The sequence below is a fragment of the Arcobacter iocasae genome, assembly GCF_042214795.1.
Lineage (GTDB): Bacteria > Campylobacterota > Campylobacteria > Campylobacterales > Arcobacteraceae > Arcobacter > Arcobacter iocasae.
Genome location: NZ_CP090177.1, coordinates 431,834 through 455,109 on the forward strand (window position 1 = coordinate 431,834; position 23,276 = coordinate 455,109).

20 protein-coding genes, 3 tRNA genes and 3 rRNA genes are annotated in these 23,276 nt (G+C 30.6%); 5 read left to right on the plus strand and 21 right to left on the minus strand.

What is annotated here, in order from left to right; all coding sequences use genetic code 11:
• Nucleotides 1-21: 21 nt before the first annotated feature.
• The 9 genes from LXN10_RS02285 to LXN10_RS02325 are packed head-to-tail and all read right to left on the minus strand — an operon-like array spanning nucleotide 22 to nucleotide 8,453.
• The gene (locus tag LXN10_RS02285; protein WP_375724338.1) at nucleotides 22-1,239 is read right to left on the minus strand and encodes an AMP-binding protein; all 1,218 of its coding nucleotides are present in this window, start codon (nucleotides 1,237-1,239) and stop codon (nucleotides 22-24) included.
• Nucleotides 1,229-3,352, minus strand: a complete 2,124-nt coding sequence (locus LXN10_RS02290) for a hypothetical protein (protein WP_375724339.1) — start codon at nucleotides 3,350-3,352, stop codon at nucleotides 1,229-1,231. The genes LXN10_RS02285 and LXN10_RS02290 overlap by 11 nt, the downstream gene beginning before the upstream one ends.
• Entirely contained in the window at nucleotides 3,336-3,815 is a 480-nt protein-coding gene (locus LXN10_RS02295) for a hypothetical protein (protein ID WP_375724340.1), read from the minus strand. Before LXN10_RS02295 ends, LXN10_RS02290 begins: the two co-directional genes overlap by 17 nt.
• The gene (locus LXN10_RS02300) at nucleotides 3,808-4,344 is read right to left on the minus strand and encodes a hypothetical protein (RefSeq protein ID WP_375724341.1); all 537 of its coding nucleotides are present in this window, start codon (nucleotides 4,342-4,344) and stop codon (nucleotides 3,808-3,810) included. Before LXN10_RS02300 ends, LXN10_RS02295 begins: the two co-directional genes overlap by 8 nt.
• Before the next feature lie 5 nt (nucleotides 4,345-4,349).
• Entirely contained in the window at nucleotides 4,350-5,054 is a 705-nt protein-coding gene (locus LXN10_RS02305; protein WP_375724342.1) for an SDR family NAD(P)-dependent oxidoreductase, read from the minus strand.
• A gap of 9 nt (nucleotides 5,055-5,063) precedes the next feature.
• A complete protein-coding gene (locus LXN10_RS02310; protein WP_375724343.1) occupies nucleotides 5,064-6,584 on the minus strand; it encodes an HAL/PAL/TAL family ammonia-lyase in 1,521 nt (506 codons plus the stop codon).
• Entirely contained in the window at nucleotides 6,581-7,441 is an 861-nt protein-coding gene (locus tag LXN10_RS02315; protein ID WP_375724344.1) for a lipid A biosynthesis acyltransferase, read from the minus strand. The genes LXN10_RS02310 and LXN10_RS02315 overlap by 4 nt, the downstream gene beginning before the upstream one ends.
• The gene (locus tag LXN10_RS02320; RefSeq protein WP_375724345.1) at nucleotides 7,442-8,146 is read right to left on the minus strand and encodes a glycosyltransferase family 2 protein; all 705 of its coding nucleotides are present in this window, start codon (nucleotides 8,144-8,146) and stop codon (nucleotides 7,442-7,444) included. It lies immediately after the preceding gene.
• Nucleotides 8,136-8,453 (minus strand): hypothetical protein, encoded by a 318-nt coding sequence (locus tag LXN10_RS02325; protein WP_375724346.1) that lies wholly within the window; start codon nucleotides 8,451-8,453, stop codon nucleotides 8,136-8,138. The genes LXN10_RS02320 and LXN10_RS02325 overlap by 11 nt, the downstream gene beginning before the upstream one ends.
• Before the next feature lie 126 nt (nucleotides 8,454-8,579).
• Between LXN10_RS02325 and LXN10_RS02330 the strand changes: the two genes are divergently transcribed.
• The 5 genes from LXN10_RS02330 to LXN10_RS02350 are packed head-to-tail and all read left to right on the plus strand — an operon-like array spanning nucleotide 8,580 to nucleotide 11,995.
• Nucleotides 8,580-8,831, plus strand: a complete 252-nt coding sequence (locus tag LXN10_RS02330) for a phosphopantetheine-binding protein (RefSeq protein WP_013136123.1) — start codon at nucleotides 8,580-8,582, stop codon at nucleotides 8,829-8,831.
• The gene (locus LXN10_RS02335) at nucleotides 8,818-9,933 is read left to right on the plus strand and encodes a beta-ketoacyl-[acyl-carrier-protein] synthase family protein (protein WP_375724347.1); all 1,116 of its coding nucleotides are present in this window, start codon (nucleotides 8,818-8,820) and stop codon (nucleotides 9,931-9,933) included. The genes LXN10_RS02330 and LXN10_RS02335 overlap by 14 nt, the downstream gene beginning before the upstream one ends.
• Nucleotides 9,930-10,571 carry a beta-ketoacyl synthase chain length factor gene (locus LXN10_RS02340; RefSeq protein ID WP_375724348.1) on the plus strand — a complete coding sequence of 214 codons (642 nt, stop codon included), beginning with the start codon at nucleotides 9,930-9,932 and terminating at the stop codon, nucleotides 10,569-10,571. The genes LXN10_RS02335 and LXN10_RS02340 overlap by 4 nt, the downstream gene beginning before the upstream one ends.
• A complete protein-coding gene (locus LXN10_RS02345) occupies nucleotides 10,571-10,921 on the plus strand; it encodes a hypothetical protein (protein WP_375724349.1) in 351 nt (116 codons plus the stop codon). The genes LXN10_RS02340 and LXN10_RS02345 overlap by 1 nt, the downstream gene beginning before the upstream one ends.
• 3 nt (nucleotides 10,922-10,924) lie before the next feature.
• On the plus strand, nucleotides 10,925-11,995 hold the full coding sequence (locus tag LXN10_RS02350; protein WP_375724350.1) for a class I SAM-dependent methyltransferase: 1,071 nt from the start codon (nucleotides 10,925-10,927) through the stop codon (nucleotides 11,993-11,995).
• Between the two features lie 190 nt (nucleotides 11,996-12,185).
• Here the strand turns inward: LXN10_RS02350 and LXN10_RS02355 are convergent.
• The 12 genes from LXN10_RS02355 to tolB all read right to left on the minus strand — a co-directional run bounded on the left by LXN10_RS02355 (nucleotide 12,186) and on the right by tolB (nucleotide 23,272).
• A tRNA-Thr gene (locus LXN10_RS02355) sits at nucleotides 12,186-12,261 on the minus strand.
• A 159-nt stretch (nucleotides 12,262-12,420) separates the two neighbouring features.
• Nucleotides 12,421-12,536, minus strand: a 5S ribosomal RNA gene (gene rrf / locus LXN10_RS02360).
• A gap of 128 nt (nucleotides 12,537-12,664) precedes the next feature.
• A 23S ribosomal RNA gene (locus tag LXN10_RS02365) occupies nucleotides 12,665-15,581 on the minus strand.
• Between the two features lie 277 nt (nucleotides 15,582-15,858).
• Nucleotides 15,859-15,934: transfer RNA gene (locus LXN10_RS02370), tRNA-Ala, on the minus strand.
• 19 nt (nucleotides 15,935-15,953) lie between these two features.
• Nucleotides 15,954-16,030, minus strand: a tRNA-Ile gene (locus LXN10_RS02375).
• A gap of 112 nt (nucleotides 16,031-16,142) precedes the next feature.
• A 16S ribosomal RNA gene (locus tag LXN10_RS02380) occupies nucleotides 16,143-17,659 on the minus strand.
• The 16S, 23S and 5S rRNA genes sit together here with 3 tRNA genes alongside, the layout of an rRNA operon.
• A gap of 380 nt (nucleotides 17,660-18,039) precedes the next feature.
• The gene (locus LXN10_RS02385; protein ID WP_375724351.1) at nucleotides 18,040-18,735 is read right to left on the minus strand and encodes a 5'-methylthioadenosine/adenosylhomocysteine nucleosidase; all 696 of its coding nucleotides are present in this window, start codon (nucleotides 18,733-18,735) and stop codon (nucleotides 18,040-18,042) included.
• A complete protein-coding gene (fabD, locus tag LXN10_RS02390; RefSeq protein ID WP_375724352.1) occupies nucleotides 18,728-19,657 on the minus strand; it encodes an ACP S-malonyltransferase in 930 nt (309 codons plus the stop codon). The genes LXN10_RS02385 and fabD overlap by 8 nt, the downstream gene beginning before the upstream one ends.
• A gap of 135 nt (nucleotides 19,658-19,792) precedes the next feature.
• Nucleotides 19,793-20,377 carry an FKBP-type peptidyl-prolyl cis-trans isomerase gene (locus tag LXN10_RS02395; RefSeq protein ID WP_375724353.1) on the minus strand — a complete coding sequence of 195 codons (585 nt, stop codon included), beginning with the start codon at nucleotides 20,375-20,377 and terminating at the stop codon, nucleotides 19,793-19,795.
• Between the two features lie 14 nt (nucleotides 20,378-20,391).
• Complete coding sequence (locus LXN10_RS02400; protein ID WP_375724354.1) at nucleotides 20,392-21,387, minus strand: tetratricopeptide repeat protein; 996 nt, start codon at nucleotides 21,385-21,387, stop codon at nucleotides 20,392-20,394.
• Between the two features lie 3 nt (nucleotides 21,388-21,390).
• Nucleotides 21,391-21,933, minus strand: coding sequence for an OmpA family protein (locus LXN10_RS02405; protein ID WP_375724355.1), 543 nt, complete (start codon nucleotides 21,931-21,933; stop codon nucleotides 21,391-21,393).
• Between the two features lie 70 nt (nucleotides 21,934-22,003).
• Nucleotides 22,004-23,272 (minus strand): Tol-Pal system protein TolB, encoded by a 1,269-nt coding sequence (gene tolB / locus LXN10_RS02410; protein ID WP_375724356.1) that lies wholly within the window; start codon nucleotides 23,270-23,272, stop codon nucleotides 22,004-22,006.
• Nucleotides 23,273-23,276: the final 4 nt, after the last annotated feature.

A 23,276-nucleotide genomic window follows, 5' to 3' on the forward strand; every position in this document is an offset into this window, starting at 1 on the left:
TTATAGCTGATTACCAATAAATTATTGAATTGCAAGTTTTTTACCAACAACTGATGTTTTTATTTTATCGACAATTTTTAAATTGATAGAAAATTTAATATTTGATAACTCATTTTGTAATATCTTTCTTATATCTTTAGCTAAGAACTCTTGCTTACTCTCAATTGTGATATCCAAAACCTCATCTTTTAAACTATTCTTTTCATTTGAATTTACAAATACAACTGCTTTTTCGATTCCATCAACCTCTTCTAAGATATTTTCTATTTGTATTGTAGAGTATCTTTTTCCAGCTATTTTAAGAATTTGTGAGCTTCGTCCTATTAGTTTAAATTTATTTTCATAAAATTCCACATAATCGAAGGTTTGTATTTGATGATTTGTTATTTTAAACTCTTTTTCATAAATCAAATTTGAAATAAAAGGAGACTCCACTTTTAACTCATTTTTTTCATTAGTAGAGGTAATTACTTTTGGAGTAGTTGTCCAAAGAGAATCATCATTAAATTTATATGATATTCCACCTGTTTCAGTAGATCCAAATATTTGTAAAATATCTGCAGAAAACTTTTCATTGAAATCTTTTGCATCATTAGCTGATAATGGACCAGTTGAACTTACAAATAATGATTTAGAAAGGTCTTTTGATTCTTTTACTCTATTTAAAGATTTTATATATAAAGGTGTTGTTACTACTAAAGAATTGTCATCTATCATATCTAAAAGATCATGGGGTAAAAAATGCTCTTTTAGTATTATATCAATTCCATTTACTAAAGGAAAAAACAATCCATATAATGAACCATAAAGATGAAGAAAAGGTACAGTAACAATAACTCTTTTTATATTAAACTCTTTTAAAGATGAAGTAATTACTTCTACTTCTTCTAAAATATTTTCTTTTGTTTTTAATGCTCCACTTGGAAACCCTGTACTTCCTGAACTAAAATATAAAAACATAAAATCTTTATCATAAAAAATATTTTTATCATCTCTTGGCTCATTAAATTCTTTTATATTTAATTTATCTAAAGAATCACTCAATGCCTTATTTGTTTCATCAAATAAAATTGACTTAGCCCCTGAGAAATATGATTTAATCATATTTAAAACATTTGTTTCTTTCTTTGAAGAAGCTATATAAGATACTTTATCTAAGTATTCTTTTTCAAAAAATAATTCTTTTTTTATTTCATATTCATTTACTGAACTATTATCATTAAATACTTTAAGAGTCATAAGAAGGCCTTTTTAAAATTATTATTAGAAGTGTAATTGCAAGTATACCAACAGATGCAACAACACCTATTGAAAACAGAGCATTTACTTTAGAAAATATCAATACACCAAATCCAGCAAAAGTAGATAATAAAGAATAAAAAATAGCGGTATAAGTACTCTTATCTAAATTCTTTGAACCTAAGTAAATACCAAAATCTATACTTATAGATAAAATCACAAATAACATAAAAAAATGCAAAATATTAAATGTCATAAAAAAGGACAATGATAATATTAAAGCTATTGGAAAAATCAAATATGCAAAAGATAAAAGATAATTATCTTTTGTTGATAAAAATAACATAAGTAAAATAAATAAAATAGTTATTGTGCCATAAACCATCAGTTCATCATATATAGAACTTAGATTTTGTTCAAACATTGTTTTGATGCTTATGTTTACGATAAAACTATACTTAGAAAATTCAGTAATCTTATCTTTTGGCAAATTTGCATAAGTTAAAAAATAATCTTTAAATCTAATTACATCTATACCTAAATCATTTATTGACTCTTTTGTATAAATTGGCTTATTATCATTTAAAATATAGGCATCTTTAAAATAATTGACTTTAAAACCTAACTGCATAGCTTTTTTATCCAATTGATTTTTTATATTCTTTAAGTTTATCTTTTGTAATAAAAGATTTTTATCTAAAAAGCCTTTTTCATCGATTAATATAGAAATTGGAATATAAGAATTAGGATAATTATTTTTCAATATCCTTGCATTTTCAATTAGTTTTTCTATTGATTTTGATTTTAGTAAAACAGGCATATTTTTTTGAATATTTAAATTATTACTAAAATACTCTCCTGTTTGATTCAATTGCTTATTATTTACATCAAGATTCTTTAGATTTAAATCAAAGTGAAATCTATCTATAGAAAATATCAATAATATAATTGCAAAAGATATAACATACATAGGTCTAACTTTTGAATAGAGTTTATAATACTTTGTAGTAGTATTTTTATGAGAAAATTTAATTTTTGGATATAAAAATGCAAACTGAAAATATGAAAATAATAGAGAAATAATAGAAAAATAACAAAACTGCTTAATCAAATCAAAAGAGACAAAAGATAAAATTACAAATGCTCCAACAGTAGTAAACATTCCTAAAAATACATCTTTATTAAAACCTTTTTTCTCTTTATAATAATCATGCATAAAGTGATGAAACATATAATCAATGGCAACAGTAGAAATAGATATACCAAAGACCATAACAAAAATAGATAATTTATCAAAGAAAAAAGAGCAAAGCAATAGTGAAAATAGAATAGATGAGACCAAGGTAACAATAGTATTTAAAAGTAATTTCACATTTTTCAAAATCACTAAATACAATAATATTAATAAAAAAGTAGAAATTGCAATTATCTTGTTTACATCACTTTTTATTATTCTTGAATTTTCCACAAAATAAAAAATAGGTGAAAATACTTTTATATCTTTTTCACTGAATATTGTTTTTTCTATTGAGTCATAAATTCTTTCATATTCTGAAATTGTATTTATTGAACTATCAAGATTAAAAATAGAAATATAACCCTTATTTTTTATACTTAGGTGATTGTTTTCTAGGGACAAGTTTTTAAATGAACTATCCTTAAAATAAAGACTTAAAGGATCTTGTTTATTTATAAAATATGAGAAATTTGATTTTAATAGATTTGATTTTATCTCTTCAAGTTTTTTAGTTATATTTAGATTATCTAAACTTTTTTCATCTATATTTTCTATATAAACTTTGTATTTGTCTTTATACTCTTTTAATTTTTTATTTTCATGTGTTTTTTCAAGACTTACACCCTCTATTTTAGAAAATGAACTTTCTAGTTTCTTAATTTTTTCTAAAGCATTTTTCTCTAATCCCTCAACACTTAAAAAGATTTTTTTAGTACTTTTTAAATTATTAAATTCATTTAGTAATTCTTTTTTTTCACTATTTGGAAGTACAAATTGTAGATCAGTTGATATATGACTAAAAGAGCCAAAAAGTACTACTAGTATGACTAAAGTACATAATATTAATATATTTATATAGTTAGTGAGTTTGAACAATATTTATCCAATCATCATTTGTAAAATATATCTTCAAAAACTTTAATTCTGAATCTATTTTTTGATACTCAATTTTATTTATCAAATTTGCTACATATTCACTTGGGATTAAAGTCGTAACTTCATTATTTCTTTTGATTTTAAAATACTCTTGTATATCTTCCACTTTATTTGTATAAATACTTTCTATGATTTTTGAAAAAATTGTCAAATCCAAATTATCTTCATAAGTAATAATATTCTCTTTATTGCCATCTTTTTCTACTATATTTTCTTTTGTGAAAGTAAATGATTTATTTTGTTGGGGATATGCAACTTTTATAAAGTCATTATTTATATTTAAAATACCATTTCGATATACGCTAGCATTTAGTGCACTTATATATTTTTCTTCTTTAAATTCAATTTCATTTGAAAATAAAAAAAGAGTAGAAAATAAAAATAAAAATAAAACTTTAAACATCTACTTTTCCCTTTAAATAAATTTTTCTATGAACAAATTGTACAATTCCAGCAATAATAAACAAAAAATACCAACCAACAGATGAATAAAATGTCCAATAAAACATATCTTTTGAATAAAGTACAAAAGAATGAATTGAGACATTTGTCAAAGAGATATAAAACCAAAACAGTGTTGATTTATGAATATAATTTTTCTCTTTTTCTTCAACCTTTTTCTTCAATCTTTCTAAAAAAATAAAAATAAAAGAATTTTTAGAAATATAGCTATATAAAATATAAATTGAAATTAATCCAGAAATCAATAATGGTAACATTTTTAAAAATAAAAAGTTATCTAAAAAATATGCCAAAATAGATACCATCAAATAAAAAAGAGGGAAAATGTACTCTTTTATACTTTTTTTAATACTAAAGATGAACCAAAACAAAGAAAAAATAAAAATTATAAGTGAAACCGTTTTTAATTCAAAATTTCTTAATGAATAAAAAACAATAGGTGCATAAAACAAAGATATGAGTAAGTTCATAAACTCTATCTAACCATTGCCCCACTGATATTTAAAACCTCTCCACTTACATAAGTAGCATCAACACCCATAAAATAAGCACATTTAGCTACTTCTTCGGCTTCCCCAAATCTTTTAAGAGGTATAGCTTTTTTTAGCTCTTTAACATTTGGTATATTTTCAATCATTTCTGATTCTATTATTCCAGGAGCCAGGGCATTTACTCTAATATTATATCGCCCAAGCTCTATTGATAAAGTCTTAGTAAAAGCTATAACTCCACCTTTACTCGCACTATAATTTGCTTGCCCAGAGTTTCCACTTATTCCTGAAATTGATGCAACATTTACAATACTACCTCGCTTGCTCATCATCATGTTTTTAGAAATAACTTTTGTAACATAAAAAAGCCCAGTTAGATTTATATTAATTACATCTTCCCATTCATAATCATTCATAAAGAAAAACAAGTTATCTTTTATAATTCCAGCATTATTTACCAAAACTTCAACATCAAGATTTTCTAAAGCTTCTCGAATAGAGTTTTTATCTTGCATATTAAAAGAAATTAGCTCACCATTTTGATTTATCTCAGCTAATATTTTTTCAGCCTTTTCTTTATTACTATTGTAATGAATATATACAAAATATCCATTTTTAGCATACTCTTTGACTATTGATTCTCCAATAGAGCCAGTGGCTCCGGTAACTAATACTTTTTTATTTTCCATTTTACTTCTTTATACTAGTTTTGCACTTCTAATTATTTTATTTATATTTACTATATCAAAATCCATTCTTCTATCTTCATAAAGTGGTTTGATTATTTTTCTAATTTCATCATGGATATTTTTAAGATGAAAAGATACTTCACCCTCACCTCTAATATCAACAGCTTGAGCCATACCAATAAAAGCAATTGAAAGCATATTATATAAGTCTGGAATCATTTTTGCAAAATCATTAGCAGCAGTTGTTCCCATAGAAACTTTATCTTGATTTAATGATTCTGTTGGTCTTGAGTGAATAGAAGCAGCTGCTGTATTTTTAATAACATCCGCACTTAAAGAACTAAGGCTTATTTGCATAGCTTTAAAACCATGATAAAATGGCTCATGTGAAAGTTTTAAATTCTCACCTAATCCTCTGTTAAATTTGTGATCAACTAAAAGAGCAAACTCTTTATCTAATAAATCAGCAAGATTTGCAGCACATATTTTTAATGTATCCATAGCATGTGCTACATATCCACCATAAAAATTACCTGATGTATAAATTTTTTTATTTTCTCCATCAATCAAAGGATTGTCATTTACAGAATTTATCTCTGTTTCAACCCAGTTTTTAGAAATAACTAAATTATCTCTAATCACACCTAAAACTTGAGGTGCACATCTCATAGAGTAGGTATCTTGAATATTTAAGTCATTGTCCGCAAAGAACTTATCATATCTATCATCTCTTCCATGTGTTAATTTTGAACCTTGAATTTTATTTTTGATATTTTTTGCAGTCTCTATTTGCCCACTAAAAGGTTTTGATTCATGCACGAAATCTTCAACAGGAGTATCATCACCCAAAAGAACTTCAAACATTCCAGCAACATATGATTCCATAGAATTTAATATTATTTCAAACTCTTCAATTGCATCTAGTGCAATGGCACTCATGATTGTAGTTCCATTCATAATTGCTAAGGCTTCTTTAGGTTTAAATTCATAAGCAGATATATTTAGTTCATTATAAACTTCCATCACATCTTTTATTTCACCTTTATAATAAACTTCTCTCTCTCCTGCAATAACAGCTGCAATATATGATAAAGGAGTTAAATCACCACTCGCTCCAACTGATCCTTGAGAAGGAATAACAGGAATAATATCTTCTTTGATTAAAAGTTCTAACCTTTTGAGAAGTTCAACACTTACTCCTGATTTTGCTTTACTTAAAGATATTGTTCGCATAATAACTGCATATCTACAAACTTTATGTGATAAATTTACTCCAATACCACACCCATGAAATCTAAAAAGATTTTTTTGTAAAGTTTTACTATCTTCATAACTTACATAGTTCTTTCCACTTGCCCCATATCCTGTTGTAATACCATAAATTGGTTTACCATCTTTTATCTCATTCATCAAAAAATCATGTGTATGATTTATATAATTCAAAAATACATTATCTTTTGAAATCTCAATATTAGAGGCTTTAGTAATTTCATCTAATGTTATATATCTTTTATCTATTTGTAAATTCATTTGCTCTCCCAAAAATTATAAAAATTAAACCATTGATTTGGATATTTTAATAAAATATCTTCAAATAATTTAACATATTCTTTTATAGCTATTTCAATAGCTTCTTTCTCTTTTAAATTAAAATCTAAGTTTAATTTTATTGTTTCTACCTTATATTTTTGTAATCCAGTATTCACTACAAAACAGCACAAAATAGGTGTTCTGGTTTTATAAGAAATTTTAAATGGATTTTTATTAAAATATGCATCTTTACCAAAGAATTTTGCTTTATATTTATATTTATCACTTGTTGGTCTATCTGCCATTATTGCTATAATTTCATTATTAGAAATTGCATTTGCTATTTCAATAGAAACAGGAATTTGTCCCATTGATTGGTCAATAACATGAATATTTGAAAGTTTTTTTTCAATACTATTTTCAATCTCTTTTATACTGTCTAAAATAACTTCATGCATAACAATATTGATTCTATTTTTAGTTACTGGATTACTAGAACTTGAAGCCCAACCTCCAAAGTGAGAAAATAGTAAAATAGTTTTAGAATTCATTATTTCTAAAATAGTTTCTTTTTCTTCATAAATAAAATTATATGAATTTGAGTCATATTTAGATATAAATCTATCTACTAGACAAATTGCAAACATTCTTAAATGTTCAAAATAAATCCAATTATTAAATTCTAAACCTAATGTTTTATAGTATTTTTTCAAAGAATATTTTACATTTGATGCAAGTAAAAAATAAAAAAAACTCACGGGATACATTAAAAAATAAACAAATTTATAACCAAAAAGCTTGTATAAATTAAATACAAGTTTTATACTCCAACCACTTCCTCTTTGTTTAACAGTCATCTACTTATATCTTTTTTTTAAAAAGAATTTAAAAGGTAAGAGCCTAATATGAACCATTACAATGGCTGCTGTGTCCCAAAATTTTTTGAAGTGACTAACTCTTTCTTCAGCAGTTGGATAATAACATTCAATAGTTACTTCTTTTATCAATCTATTTTTCCAAGCATGTTTTACTAAAACTTCCATTTCCCAATCAAATCTTGAAGTTTTGATATCTAAATCTAAAATGGAAGTGGGATATAATCTGAATCCTGATAGTGAGTCTTTTATCTCTTGTTCTGTATCCCATGTTGCCCAAAAGTTACTAAACCAACGACCAAATTTAGAACCACTAGGTACATTATCTATCTCAAAATTTCTTGCACCAATTATTATTTGGTTATCCCCATCACATGCATTTATGATTTTTTCTATTTGGCTTGCTAAATGTTGTCCATCACCATCTAAACTAATAAAATACTTGTAGCCTAGTTCTTTTGCTTTCCTGGCACCAGTTAAAATTGCTTCACCTTTTCCTTTATTTAAAGGATGTCTTAAAACAATTAAATTTGAATTTTTATTTAACTTTTCTTCTACTGGATTATCATATCCATCATCAACAACTATTGTTTTAATATTATAAGATAATACATCATCAACAACTCTTTGTATTGTTGAATCATTATTATATGTAGGTATTACAACTATAATTTCACTAAATTTCATATGTTATTTCACTTATTTTCTTATTTTCACTTTTTATTATTATTTTATATTTAGATACATTTACACAAGTAATATAATATTCAATTATATCTTCAGGTTTTATGATTGACATAAACTTTGCTTTTGAAATAGTAATAATTTTATGATTTAATATATCTGAGATAATATCAATTTGCATAAATCCAGGCAGAATTTCGTTTTGAGGAAAATGTGCTTTAAATACGGGATGTTCTTTATTTGCCAGTTTAACTTTGTAATAGTTTTCTGATTTTTCTAAAACTTCAAATAAATTCTTAAATAACTTCACTATGATTTTCTTTCTATATGTATTCGTTATTGTACAAAATAATTTATTAAAAGATAATTTATAAGATGATTAAAAGATGAAAAACAGTACTATTTCGTAAGATTACTTAGAAGGTTAAAATAAAATATGACAACTATTAATGAGTTTAAAGAAGTACTAATTGAAGGCCTAAATTTAGAAGACTTCACGATTGATGATATTGAAGATGATGCACCTTTATTTGGAGATGATGGAATAGGATTAGACTCTGTTGATTCAATTGAATTAGTTTTAATTATCGAAAAAGAATATGGTGTAAAAATAAGTAATACTGAACAATATCAAGATATTTTTGCATCTGTATCTAGCTTATTAAACTATATTAATGAAAATAAATAATAAAGCCTATATAAATTATTTTGATTCAATTTCTTGTGCAGGAAATAATTCAGAAGAGTTATTTGAATCAATTTGCCTAAAAAAAAATACCATTTCAATAAATTCAACTTATGTTAAAGAAAGAAATGTTGCAATTGGTGGAATACAAAGAGATAAAGACTTAAATAATATTTTAAAAGAAAGATGTGATAAATTATTAGACATTACAAAGTTACATGATTTTTCAAATACTCTTTTAATAATTGGTTCTTCTGTTGGAGGAATGAATGAAACAGAAAAACTTTTTTTCAAAAATAAGAACTATAAAGAAATCAATCCAAAAAAACACCCTGTTGATGCAATATCACATTTTTTAAAACAACATTATGAATTCTATGATGATGTATCTTTTTCTACGGCATGTACTTCAAGTGCAAATGCCTTAGGCTATGCAAAAGAAGTAATTTCAAAAGGATTATATGAAAATGTTTTAGTTATTGGAATAGATTCCTTATCACATACTACAGTGTGTGGATTTTCAGCATTAAGTGTTCTATCCTCAAAACCATGTACTCCTTTTGACAAAAATCGTGAAGGGATGAATGTAGCTGAAGGTTTTGGAATTTTATTATTACAAAATAAAAAAGAAAATAACTCTATTGAATTATGTGGAGTTGGATATAGTTCAGATTCCCATCATATGACACAACCACATCCAGAAGGTTTAGGAGCTAAAAAAGCAATGGAAAATGCTTTAGAAGATGCAAACTTAAATAGAAATGACATCTCATACATAAATGCCCATGGCACAGGAACTACTGCCAATGATTTTTCTGAATTAAATGCTATAAAATCTTTATTTTTAGAAAATAAACCAAAGGTTAGTTCAACTAAATCAATTACTGGCCATACTTTAGGAGCAGCTGGAGCTATAGAAGCAATTATTTCATGCATGGTTTTAATAAAACAGACTATTCCTTCAAATAAAGACTTAAAAGAAATAGAAATAGATGATATAAACTACTCTTTTGAAACTACTTCATCAAAAGTTGATTATGTACTTAGCAACTCTTTTGCATTTGGTGGAAATAATACTTCATTGGTTTTTGGACTTGTCAAATGAAGATAAACTTAGAAATAATAAATTCCTCTTATATCTTTGGTGAAAAAGAAATTGCAGACTTAAGAACAAAAGAACTAGTTCCAAAAATGATAATAAGAAGAAGACTTACAAGAGCTTCAAAACTTGTACTTGAACTTATTTCAAATATAAATTTTAAAAAAGGTAGAATAATATTTGGGACATCTTATGGAGAGTTATTATCAACATCAAGGATATTAAATGCAATTTCTAATAATGAAATTTTGTCTCCTACAGATTTCCAAAACTCTGTTTATAATACACCTGTATCATATGCTTCAATTTTGTCTAATAATACTAGTGAAATCTTAACTATCTCATCAGGAGAAGAAACTTCTCTAAAAGTTTTAAAAGTAGGTGCAATAAAAGCTTTAGATGGTGATGAGATGCTATTGGTTTGTGCTGAGACATTAAATATAAATAATATTGAAGAAGTAAATACTTGCATAAAATATTTAGAAAGTGCTGTTGCATTGAAAGTTAAAGTTACTAATGAAAAAGCAACAATAAATTTAAAAGATATACAAAATACTAAATATCCAAAATCAATAGAACATATACTACATATCGCTAAAATTTTTAAAAAAGACAAAAAAAACATAATAGAAATAAATATCTAATGAATTTACCACACCAAGCACCTATAAGATTTGCTCAAGAAATTATAGAAAAAAATGAAGACTTTTATATTGTAAAGTGTTATTTCCCTTATATACCAACACTAGCAATGGTTAGTGAAGCAGCTGCCCAAAGTAGTGCTGCTTTTGCACAAGATAAAAAAGAACCAATAATAGGTTTTTTAATCTCTTTAAAAAATATAAAAAAGTTATCTGAGTTTAAAAAAGAAGATTATCAAATTAAAATATCAAAATCTTTTAACTTTGGTACAATGACTGAGTACAAGTTTGAGTTGTTTGACGAAAAAGACACCTATTCAGAAGGTGAATTAACAATAGCTCTTAAAGGTTAATATATGAAAAATTTCTTCAAAGATAACAATAAAATAAATGCAATGCAAGCACAATATGAAGCTCAAAAAATTGCATTCGCTCCAATTATATTCCAAGTTGTAAGAACAATGAGAGATTTAAAATTATTAGAAATATTAGCTGATAATAAAGATGGATTAACATATGAAGAATTAGCAAAAGAAAGTAATCTAACTAAGTATGCAATACAATTATTGTGCGAAACAGCATTAAGTGCAAATGTAGTTTCAATTGAAAATGAAAAAATATATCTGACAAAAATTGGTTTTTTTATTCATAGTGACAAAATGACTAACACTAATATGAACTATAACCATCATGTTAATTACTTAGGATTATTTTATCTAGAAGAATCAATAAAAAGTGGAAGAGCAGAAGGATTAAAAGTATTTAGTGATAAAGATACAATATACCCAGCTCTTTCAACCTTACCACAAAAAGTAAAAGATTCTTGGTTTGACTTTGATCATATGTATTCTGATTCTGGATTTCCAAAAGCAATAAAAATATTAGAAAAACTAAATCCTAAATCAATACTTGATATAGGAGGAAATACGGGTAAGTTTGCGATGCTATTTGCACAAAAGAATCCAGATACAAATATAACAATAATGGACTTACCACAACAAGTAAAACTAGCAAAACAAAATATATATGAAAATAATATAAATAATATTTCAACATACGAAGCAAATATTTTAAAAGAAGAAATTTCAATACCAAAAGATTTTGATATTATTTGGATGAGCCAATTTCTAGATTGCTTTAAAGAAGAACAAATCATAAAAATCTTAAATAAAATAACAAATTCAATTGATAAAAATAGCGAAGTATGTATTATGGAACCATTTTGGGATAGACAAAGTAATGAAACAGCTGCATACTGTGTAATAAATACTTCTCCTTACTTTACCACTATGGCAAATGGATATAGTAAAATGTTTAAATATACTGATTTTGAGAAATTATTAATAATAGCAGGATTAGAAGTAATTGAAACAATTGATGACATTGGATTATGTCAGACACTAATTAGATGTAAAAAATCAATATAAACTAATTATTCTATTTTCCAATTAATTTAAGCTTGAGTAAACTTATCTCTATTTATAGAATAAACAATTAAATCTTATTATCATATGATACTTTATATACAAAATAAATTAATTAATAGAAAAGTTAATTCAAAAGTTTTCTTTTATGAAATATTATTTACTAAATTGATTTGTTTTTATAAAAGCGAAGTGGTGCTCACAGTGGGAATCGAACCTACAACCTCTCCCTTACCATGGGATTGCTCTACCGTTGGAGCTATGCGAGCTATAATAATGAATAACTAATAGTGAATATTGAATAATATTGACACCTGAGAGTAAAGAATAAATTCTAGTTCATGGAATAGTAAAAAAAGTGCTAAAAAAAAGCTCAGTGCTAAAAAGACTGAAAGTCTAAATAGAACTAAGCTTAAAAAAGACTCAAGAGTTGGCGACGACTTACGTTTCCACAAGGGGACCCTGCAGTATTATCAGCGATGAAGTGCTTGACTTCCGGGTTCGGAATGGAGCCGGGTATTTCCACTTCTCTATAATCACCAACAAAGTTGAGTAGTAAAAGCAATAAATGCTCTTAATACTCAACTCAATCTTGAGTATATTAATGTTAAAGTCTTTTACACACATACTCATTAAGTATGTACTTAATAAGATAGTAAACCAAGAAATATATAAAATAAGCCAAACGATCTATTAGTACTGGTCAGCTAAATGAATTACTTCACTTACACATCCAGCCTATCAACCAGCTAGTCTTGCTGGGATCTTCAGGGAAAGTTCATCTTAGAGTTGGCTTCGAGCTTAGATGCTTTCAGCTCTTATCACATCCGTACGTAGCTACCCAACGATGCTCTTGGCAGAACAATTGGTACACCAGTGGTACGTTCATCCCGGTCCTCTCGTACTAGGGACAAATCTCTTCAACTTTCCTACGCCCACGGAAGATAGGGACCGAACTGTCTCACGACGTTCTGAACCCAGCTCGCGTACCGCTTTAAATGGCGAACAGCCATACCCTTGGGACCTGCTCCAGCCCCAGGATGCGATGAGCCGACATCGAGGTGCCAAACCTCCCCGTCGATGTGAGCTCTTGGGGGAGATCAGCCTGTTATCCCCGGCGTACCTTTTATCCTTTGAGCGATGGCCCTTCCACACAGAACCACCGGATCACTATGACCGACTTTCGTCTCTGCTCGAGTTGTATCTCTTACAGTCAGGCTGGCTTATGCCATTATACTCAACAAGCGATTTCCATCCGCTTTGAGCCAACCTTTGCAAGCCTCCGTTACTTTTTAGGAGGCGACCGCCCCAGTCAAACTACCCACCAGACATTGTCCTGAACGAGGATAACTCGTCCCAGTTAGTAACTCAAATATTCAAGGGTGGTATCTCAAGGGTGGCTCCCTATGTACTTGCGTCCATAGTTCATAGCCTCCCACCTATCCTGCACATGAATATCCAAGCTACAGTGTCAAGCTGTAGTAAAGGTGCACGGGGTCTTTCCGTCTTTCCGCGGGTAGGAGGAATTTTCACCTCCACTACAATTTCACTGGATCCCTGGTTGAGACAGCTCCCATCTCGTTACGCCATTCATGCAGGTCGGTATTTAACCGACAAGGAATTTCGCTACCTTAGGACCGTTATAGTTACGGCCGCCGTTTACTCGGGCTTCAATCAAATGCTTCGCTTGCGCTGACATCATCAGTTAACCTTCGAGCACCGGGCAGGCGTCACACCTTATACATCCTCTTGCGAGTTAGCAAAGTGCTGTGTTTTTGGTAAACAGTCGGGAGGGACTCTTTGTTGCAACCTCTATCGCTTTTGAAAGCAAGTTTCTATACAATAGTAGGCACACCTTATACCGAAGATACGGTGCTAGTTTGCAGAGTTCCTTAACCAGGGTTCTTCCACGCGCCTTAGAATACTCATCCCACCCACCTGTGTCGGTTTACGGTACGGGCAACAAATAATATACTTAGTGGCTTTTCTTGGCACGACAGTATCATCGATTCTGAATTGATTCCGAAGAATCGCAACAGCCTGTAAGATCTCGGTCGAATGTATCCCGGATTTGCCTAAGATACAACCTACATCCTTCGAGCCACTATTCCATCAGTGACCTCGATTAACTCTATGCGTCCCCACATCGCGCTTATTTGTTGGTATTGAAATATTAATCAATTTGCCATCGTCTACCCCTTTCGGACTCGACTTAGGTCCCGACTAACCCTACGATGACGAGCATCGCGTAGGAAACCTTGGGTTTTCGGCGTTGAGGATTCTCACCTCAATTATCGCTACTCATGCCTGCATGCTCACTTCTATCCGCTCCAGCACTCCTCGTCGGTATACCTTCAACGCTGAATAGAACGCTCTCCTACCACTTGTACAAGTACAAGTCTAAAGCTTCGGTGTACATCTTAGCCCCGTTATATTTTCCGCGCAAAATCACTAGACCAGTGAGCTGTTACGCTTTCTTTAAAGGGTGGCTGCTTCTAAGCCAACCTCCTGGTTGTCACAGTAACTTCACATCGTTTTCCACTTAGATGTAACTTTGGGACCTTAGCTGTTAGTCTGGGTTGTTCCCCTCTCGACGGTGGATTTTATCACCCATCGCCTGACTCCTATGATTACGCATATAGTATTCGAAGTTTGATAGGGTTTGGTACCGCGGTAAGCAGCCCTAGCCCATTCAGTGCTCTACCCCTATATGTTACGACATAAGGCTATACCTAAATATATTTCGGAGAGAACCAGCTATCACGAAGTTTGATTGGCCTTTCACCCCTATCCACAAGTCATCCCGAGACTTTTCAACGTCAATGGGTTCGGTCCTCCACTGGCTCTTACACCAGCTTCAACCTGCTCATGGATAGATCACTTCGTTTCGGGTCTGCAGCATCTGACTATGTCGCCCTATTAAGACTCGCTTTCGCTACGGCTCCGTACTTGACTTAACCTTGCCAGACACCACAACTCGCAGGCTCATTATGCAAAAGGCAGTCCGTCACCCTGTTGCAAGCAACATAGGGCTCCGAATGATTGTAAGCTAATGGTTTCAGGTTCTATTTCACTCTCCTCGCTGGAGTACTTTTCACCTTTCCCTCACGGTACTTGTTCACTATCGATCTGTAAGTAGTATTTAGGATTGGAGGGTGGTCCCCCCAGATTCAGACAAAATATCACGTGTTCCGTCCTACTCAGGATACCAATAGAGCTCTCAAGAGTTTCGTATACAGGAGTTTCACCTTCTATGCTATACCTTTCCAGATATTTCTACTACTCTTTTAAGTCTCACATTATGGTCCTACAACCCCCTATGCAAGCATAGGGTTTGTCCTAATCCGCGTTCGCTCGCCGCTACTTACGGAATCTCATTTGATTTCTCTTCCTCTGGCTACTGAGATGTTTCACTTCACCAGGTTAGCTCCCCGCAGGGTAACATATATCTCTATATGCTGGGTTGTCCCATTCGGAAATCCTCGGATCAAAGCTCTTTGGCAGCTCCCCGAGGCTTATCGCAGCCTAATACGTCCTTCATCGCCTCTTACAGTCTAGGCATCCACCATTAGCCCTTAATAGCTTATAATTTGTATAACTATATCTCTATAGTTACCTTTTTTGATAATTATTCCTTGGCTACTATCTTATTAAATACAATATTTAATAAAACAGTAATTGTGTGTTTAAATTGTTTTCTATTTTGTATTAAAATAAATCTCTTTATTCTAATTCGAAAAAATTTTAAAGACTTTAACATTAAATTTTTAAATAACATTTAGGATAAATCCTAATATTAATACTTCTCTTAAGTACTAATATTAAAATTTACTAATTTGCGTTCTACTTTGGTTTTGGTGTAATGTTGGTGGAGAATAGCGGGATCGAACCGCTGACCTCCTGCGTGCAAGGCAGGCGCTCTCCCAGCTGAGCTAATTCCCCAACAAAGATTATTCAATCATGGTGGGCCTACCAGGACTTGAACCTGGGACCTCACGATTATCAGTCGAGCGCTCTAGCCAGCTGAGCTATAGGCCCATTCTTCACCTATTATTTTCAATAACCTTTACAAACCGAATATGATATTGGATATTTACCCATTGTTTTTTTATTTCTTGAGATTAGAAACGAATCTAATCTCATTACTCTGAAAGGAGGTGATCCAACCGCAGGTTCTCCTACGGTTACCTTGTTACGACTTCACCCCAGTCGCTAAATCCACTGTGGAAGGTAGCTATTTTAGCATCCCCGCTTCGAATGAATTCAACTCCCATGGTGTGACGGGCGGTGAGTACAAGACCCGGGAACGTATTCACCGTAGCATAGCTGATCTACGATTACTAGCGATTCCAACTTCATGTAGTCGAGTTGCAGACTACAATCCGAACTGGGAGGCATTTTTGAGATTCGCTCCACGTCACCGTATTGCTGCTCTTTGTATACCCCATTGTAGCACGTGTGTAGCCCTGGTCGTAAGGGCCATGATGACTTGACGTCGTCCTCACCTTCCTCCTACTTGCGTAGGCAGTCTCGTTAGAGTTCTCAGCCGAACTGTTAGCAACTAACGACGAGGGTTGCGCTCGTTGCGGGACTTAACCCAACATCTCACGACACGAGCTGACGACAGCCGTGCAGCACCTGTATGAAAGCTCCTGCAAGCAGGCACCAATCCATCTCTGGAAAGTTCTTTCTATGTCAAGACCAGGTAAGGTTCTTCGCGTATCGTCGAATTAAACCACATGCTCCACCGCTTGTGCGGGTCCCCGTCTATTCCTTTGAGTTTTAATCTTGCGACCGTACTCCCCAGGCGGTACACTTAATGTGTTAACTGCATTACTGCAAGGTCTAGCCTCACAACAACTAGTGTACATCGTTTAGGGCGTGGACTACCAGGGTATCTAATCCTGTTTGCTCCCCACGCTTTCGCGTCTCAGCGTCAATTGTGTTCCAGTAGATCGCCTTCGCAATCGGTATTCCTTCTGATATCTACGGATTTTACCCCTACACCAGAAATTCCATCTACCTCTCCCACATTCTAGGTTAACAGTTTTGGAAGCAGTTCTATGGTTGAGCCATAGGATTTCACTTCCAACTTATTTACCCGCCTACACGCTCTTTACGCCCAGTAATTCCGAGTAACGCTTGCACCCTCCGTATTACCGCGGCTGCTGGCACGGAGTTAGCCGGTGCTTATTCATATAGTACCGTCATTATCTTCCTATATAAAAGGAGTTTACGCACCGAAATGTGTCATCCTCCACGCGGCGTTGCTGCATCAGACTTTCGTCCATTGTGCAATATTCCCCACTGCTGCCTCCCGTAGGAGTCTGGACCGTGTCTCAGTTCCAGTGTGACTGATCATCCTCTCAAACCAGTTAGGTGTCATTGTCTTGGTGAGCCATTACCTCACCAACTAACTGATACCGTACAGGCCAATCCTAGAGCCATAAATGTTTCCCTTGCAGACTTAGGTCTTAAAGGCATATGGGGTGTTAGCAGACGTTTCCATCTGTTATCCCCCTCTCTAGGGCATGTTACCTATATATTACTCACCCGTGCGCCACTTAGCTGACAATTATAGCAAGCTATAATCCGTTCTCGTTCGACTTGCATGTGTTAAGCACGCCGCCAGCGTTCACTCTGAGCCAGGATCAAACTCTCCATAAATGTTTAGTTTAATCATGACTAGTGTCTAACTCTTTTATCTAATCTTCCTAAAAAGATTAATTGCAATTGTTTACTGACATTACTCATTGTTTTTTTAATAGACGAGAATTGTATAAATTCTCTTGTTTTATATCATATTCGGTTTATAAAAGTTACTTACTTCTTAAAACCGTAGTTTGTTAAAGAACATCAACCCTTTGCGACGTTTGTCACTCAAATTGGACGGGAATTATAATAGGTTTTTTTGTCTTTGTCAAGCGCTTTTCTTTAATCTTGGCTTAAATTTTGAAAAAAAATAAAGTTTGTAAATTTTAGTAATAATATATAGAGTTTTTTGTTAGTTTTTATTGAGTTTAGTATTTAAAATAAGAGTAAAACTCTTATTTTAATAATTCATCTACTATTTTAATTAAATAGTCAGCTGAGTTTTTTGCACTTGATTTTAAAAATTCATCAAAATCAAAGCCCGCATCCATATCTGCTGTATCAGAAATAGCTCGAAGAATAAAGAAAGGAATATTTAAAGCATCACATACAACTGCAACACTTGCACCTTCCATTTCTAAAGCATCTGCATTAAATGTACTTTGTATAAAGTCTTTTCTTTCAGATGAATGAACAAATTGATCTCCTGTTGCAATAATTCCTTCAATAACTTTCATTCCATTATTAGAAGCTACTTTTTTTGCAATATCGTTTAACTCTTTTGTTGTTTCAACAAATACACCGCCCCCTGGAACATATCCATGAGGATGTCCAAATGCAGTAATATCTAAATCATGTTGACAAAGTTTATTTGCAATAATTAAATCACCAATATTAAGATCAGGATTAATTCCACCTGCAACTCCTGAAAAAAGTAAAGTATCACACCCAAACTTTTCAATCATGGTTGTTGCAGTTAAACTCGCAAATACTTTTCCAATTTTAGAATAGGCAATAACAATATCTAATCCCTTATATGAAACTTCATAATATTTATTATTTGCAAACTCTACTACATTTACATTATCAAAATGAGCCAATAGAGGTTCAATTTCCTCTTCCATAGCTCCCATTATCGCTAATTTATTCATTTATTTCTCCAATTACTTTTTCCAATGAGCTCATATCAGATACATTTGCTGTTGGAACTTTTACTATTTTTCTATTTAAACCTTTTAAAACAACACCATTACCAAATTCTATAAATAAATCTATTTTAGAAGCATATTTTTCTATTGATTGTTTATATTTTACTGGGCTTGTAAGTTGTGAAGCTAATAATTCTATTGCTTCTTCTTTAGTAGTATAACTTTGCGTTGATACATTTGAAACTACTGGTAAAAATTCATCTTTAATATACTCTTCTAAATATGGTCTTAGGTTTTCAACTGCACTTGTAAGTAACTCACAATGGCTAGCAACACTCATATCAAGTACAATTGCTCTTTTTGCACCAGCAGCGGTAAAAGTATCTACTAATGATTCTAAATCAGATTTAATACCTGCAAGAACTAATTGTCCATCCATATTATAATTTGCTGGCCAAACTTTTTTACCATTTTCTCTTTGTTCTTCACAGATAAGTTCAACTTTTGAATCTTCTAATCCAACTAATGCCATCATTCCTGCATTTCCACCAGAACAAGCTTCATTCATAAAAAGACCTCTTTTATGAACTAATTCAATTGCATCTAAATAATCAATTGCACCAGCTGCAACTAAAGCTGAAAACTCACCAAGAGAGTGTCCTAATAAAAATTCTGGCTTAATATCACACTTATCTTTGAAAACTTCATAAGCAATTGCAGATACTAAAAGTATAGCTGGTTGTGTGTATTCAGTTTTTCCTAAATTTTCATTTTCTTCAAATAAAAGCTCTTCAAAATTTATTCCTAATCTATCACTAGCTTTTTTAATCATATCTTTTGCAATATCATTATTTTCAAAGAAATCTTTTCCCATACCAACTTTTTGACTTCCTTGTCCAGGGAATATAAAAGCGACTTTTTTCATATATTTTAATCCTTATATCTTTTACTTGGTTTTTAAAACAGCATTATACTATTTAATATTTGTCATAAAAATAAAATGCCCAAAAGCAGATGTGCTTTCGGGCATTTTAAAAAATTTTGTAAAGAGTAATAAATACTAGTGACTACAACCACAACCACCGTGTGATTTTGCCTCTTCTTTAGGTTCGCTTGAACAACAACCACCTTCAGATGATCCGTGATCATGGCTTCCACCACCACAACAACCACCGCCACCCATAGCAGCCATTCCACCAACAACACCTGTTTGAATCTCTTCTTCAGTTGCAGCTCTTGAGCTTAAAATAGCTACTGAGAACATTAATGTTTTTCCAGCCATTGGATGGTTATAATCAATTGTTACTTCGTTATCATTAAAACCTGTAACTGTAACTTGAACAGTTTCACCTTGTTCACCTGTTCCATAAAGGCTCATACCTTCTTTTAATTCAATACCTGCAAATTGCTCTTTTGGTAATGTTTGTACAGCTTCTGGATTTAATTCACCATAAGCATCTTTTGGTTCAACTAAAACATCAGCTTCTTCACTTACATTCATTTCAATTAATTTTGACTCTAATCCTGGGATTATTTGACCTTTTCCTGATACGAATTCTAGTGGTGCAGCACCAACATTTGAATCTAAATGATCTCCTGTATTAGCATCTTTTAATGTATATTCTATACCTATAACTTTTGACATGTTTTTCCTTTTTTTTAATTTAATTTTGATAGATTTTTATCTGCGCTTTTTGCTTCTTTTGACTCTGGATAATTAGTCATCAAAGTCTCATAAAAAGAAGCAGCATTTTTAAAATCACCCGTTTTTTCAAATGATATCGCACTATGAAGTAATAATGAAGGCATCCAATCAGCCTTATCATATAACAAAGCAGACTTCTTAAAATACGATATTGCTTTATCGTAATCTTTTCTATAATACCAAATCTCTCCCAAATAATAGTTCGATTCAGCTGGCTTATAATTAGCAGCAATCAAACCTTCAAACATTGGAATTGCATTTGTAAAATAGTCAATTTTAAAAAGTCTCTTCGCTTCTTCTAAAATAGAAGCATTATCACCTGTAGAGCTTATCTTTTCCGCATTATCACTTTTTACACTTACATTGGATTGAGTTTTTTTACTACTTTTAATGTTTAAGCTTTTTTTCAATGCTTCAAATTCTTTTATTGTTACAAATTGATCCATATTTTTCTTATAATCTTTTTCAGATAAGTAACTAGAATCAATTTTATTTATTTTATCAGTTAATTTTTCAACAGCTTGTTTTAAATTCTTTAAATTTTTTGTATTCTCATCAGAAATATTTTTTTGTAAAATATTTAATTGATCTATAGATTTTTTTATATCTTTTATATCTTCAGTATTTTTATCTGTAAGATTTTGATTTATTTCAAAATCATTTAAAAGTTTATTTAATGTTAAAACAACATTATTTAATTTTTGAGAATCACCTTCATAGATTGACTCTAAGCCATCAATTCTCTCACTTAAAGTATTAACAGTAGTATTTACTGTTTTTACTTTTGTATCAATCGAACCCAATTCATTTTTGTTCTTTAAAATACGTTTTTCTGTTTTTGTAAGTCCATAGGGATTTGCAGAATCTAAATTACCAGCACCAAAAACAGATACCTCTTCGGCATATGTTAATGTGCTAGTTAATAAAATAATTATAAAAAATTTGTTCATATATTATGGAAGTGGCTTATATTCTGCTCTTCTATTTTTAGACCAACACTCTTTGTTTTTTTCTGAACAAACAGGATTACTTTCACCAAAACTTACAATTGAAATAGAATTTGAAGCAATTCCATCAGAAACTAATGCATCTTTTACAACTTTTGCTCTTTTCAAACCTAAAGCATAGTTATATTCATCTGTTCCCCACTCATCACAGTTACCTTCAACTTTAACACTTCCATCTAAACCTTTAAGTTTTGAAGCATTTTCAGAAGCAATTTTTCTTTGATCTTCAGTCAATTTAAATTTATCAAATCCGAAGTATATTGATTCAACAAATACTTTTTTACCATTAACTACAAAATAGTTACCTTTTCCATCAGTAGTCATATTATCAGCAGTCATACCACTATTATCAGTAGTTTCAACTGTATTTAAAGTAGACTCTGAATTTGTTGGACTTGGAGTTGTATTTTCCATTTCAACTGTTTTCTGACTACAACCTGTAAATAGTAATGTAGCTGCTACAAAAGCTAATAAACCATATTTTTTCATTAATTATCCTTATTGTGAATTGTTAAATTCTACTCAAACCAAACTTAACTCATTATTATATAATGACATTTTACCAATCTATTGATTGTAATTTACCACTAGTTAGAGGAAATAAAAATGATTTATTGTAATTTAACCTAATAATACCAACATTACTTTTATTTCTATAATTTTTTATAAATAAAACAGATTCTCCATCATTTGAGAATTTTGGGAATTGATTTACTCCATTAGTTGTTAATCTTCTAATAAAATCACTTTTTAGTGAAATCAGATATAAATTAAATGTATTATCAGTAAATTCATTTTGTGTTTCTCTACTACTATAAACTACATAATTATCAAAAGTTGTAGCAGAAGAGTTATTTCTACCATGATAAACTAATCGCTCAACTCCTCTACCATTAATTTTCTTTGCAAATATATTTGGATGATTTAATCGATCAGATACAAAAACTATTTTAGTGTCATTTTCTGCAAAATGAGCTCCAACATCAATACCTTTATAATTTGTCAACCTTTCTTTTCTTTTATTTTTTGTATCATACAAATAAATATCAGGTTGACCTTCAGGAGAAGCTGTAATTAAAAGTTTTGAACCATCTTTATTAACATCTGAACAAACTATCATACCTTCAGATTTCATTATATAATCTACTTTTCTAGTGTATAAATTATATTTAATAAGTTGAGGAGAAGAGCCTCTATAAGAAGTATAATAAAAACTATCTTGCTTATCATTAGCCCATTTAGGGAAAATATTTAATCCACCTTTTATAATCGTTTTTTGGAAAGTTAAAGTATAATCACCAATTACAATGTTTGCTTCTTTTGCATCTTTATATACAGAAAAAACTACAAACTTATCCATCCAATCAATTGATGGTGCATTTAAGTGTTTATTGATAACAATAGCTGCCCTATGTGCTACAAACGGATATCTATCTAGTTGAGATGATGAGATAGTCTTTTCTAAAATTAATTGCATTAAATTATTATCAAAAAGTTTAACATTTAAATTTAAACCACCAAAACTACTCTGTCTTATTGATATGTTTAAAAATAAATCAATACCCCTATTTTTCAAGCTTAACATATTTGGATTAGATGAAAAACTTATTTTTTCATTACTTGACATTGCTTCAAAATGACCACTTACTAGTAAGTCCTGAATCAATAATTTTTTTATTTTATTTATATATTCAACATTTGATGTATCACTTGCTACTGATATTTCTATTTTTGGCAAATTATCAGATTTTTTAATAATCTCCATTGATGCATCAACTGCAAATAAATTAATACAAATTAATGTTAATAAAAAAAATACTTTTTTCATAATT

Coding starts and splice junctions, on each gene's coding strand:
- LXN10_RS02285 (WP_375724338.1), bottom strand. CDS start 1,239: ATGACTCTTAAAGTATTTAATGATAATAGTTCAGTAAATGAATATGAA.
- LXN10_RS02295 (WP_375724340.1), bottom strand. CDS start 3,815: ATGTTTAAAGTTTTATTTTTATTTTTATTTTCTACTCTTTTTTTATTT.
- LXN10_RS02300 (WP_375724341.1), bottom strand. CDS start 4,344: ATGAACTTACTCATATCTTTGTTTTATGCACCTATTGTTTTTTATTCA.
- LXN10_RS02305 (WP_375724342.1), bottom strand. CDS start 5,054: ATGGAAAATAAAAAAGTATTAGTTACCGGAGCCACTGGCTCTATTGGA.
- LXN10_RS02310 (WP_375724343.1), bottom strand. CDS start 6,584: ATGAATTTACAAATAGATAAAAGATATATAACATTAGATGAAATTACT.
- LXN10_RS02315 (WP_375724344.1), bottom strand. CDS start 7,441: ATGACTGTTAAACAAAGAGGAAGTGGTTGGAGTATAAAACTTGTATTT.
- LXN10_RS02320 (WP_375724345.1), bottom strand. CDS start 8,146: ATGAAATTTAGTGAAATTATAGTTGTAATACCTACATATAATAATGAT.
- LXN10_RS02330 (WP_013136123.1), top strand. CDS start 8,580: ATGACAACTATTAATGAGTTTAAAGAAGTACTAATTGAAGGCCTAAAT.
- LXN10_RS02335 (WP_375724347.1), top strand. CDS start 8,818: ATGAAAATAAATAATAAAGCCTATATAAATTATTTTGATTCAATTTCT.
- LXN10_RS02340 (WP_375724348.1), top strand. CDS start 9,930: ATGAAGATAAACTTAGAAATAATAAATTCCTCTTATATCTTTGGTGAA.
- LXN10_RS02345 (WP_375724349.1), top strand. CDS start 10,571: ATGAATTTACCACACCAAGCACCTATAAGATTTGCTCAAGAAATTATA.
- LXN10_RS02350 (WP_375724350.1), top strand. CDS start 10,925: ATGAAAAATTTCTTCAAAGATAACAATAAAATAAATGCAATGCAAGCA.
- LXN10_RS02385 (WP_375724351.1), bottom strand. CDS start 18,735: ATGAATAAATTAGCGATAATGGGAGCTATGGAAGAGGAAATTGAACCT.
- fabD (WP_375724352.1), bottom strand. CDS start 19,657: ATGAAAAAAGTCGCTTTTATATTCCCTGGACAAGGAAGTCAAAAAGTT.
- LXN10_RS02395 (WP_375724353.1), bottom strand. CDS start 20,377: ATGTCAAAAGTTATAGGTATAGAATATACATTAAAAGATGCTAATACA.
- LXN10_RS02400 (WP_375724354.1), bottom strand. CDS start 21,387: ATGAACAAATTTTTTATAATTATTTTATTAACTAGCACATTAACATAT.
- LXN10_RS02405 (WP_375724355.1), bottom strand. CDS start 21,933: ATGAAAAAATATGGTTTATTAGCTTTTGTAGCAGCTACATTACTATTT.
- tolB (WP_375724356.1), bottom strand. CDS start 23,272: ATGAAAAAAGTATTTTTTTTATTAACATTAATTTGTATTAATTTATTT.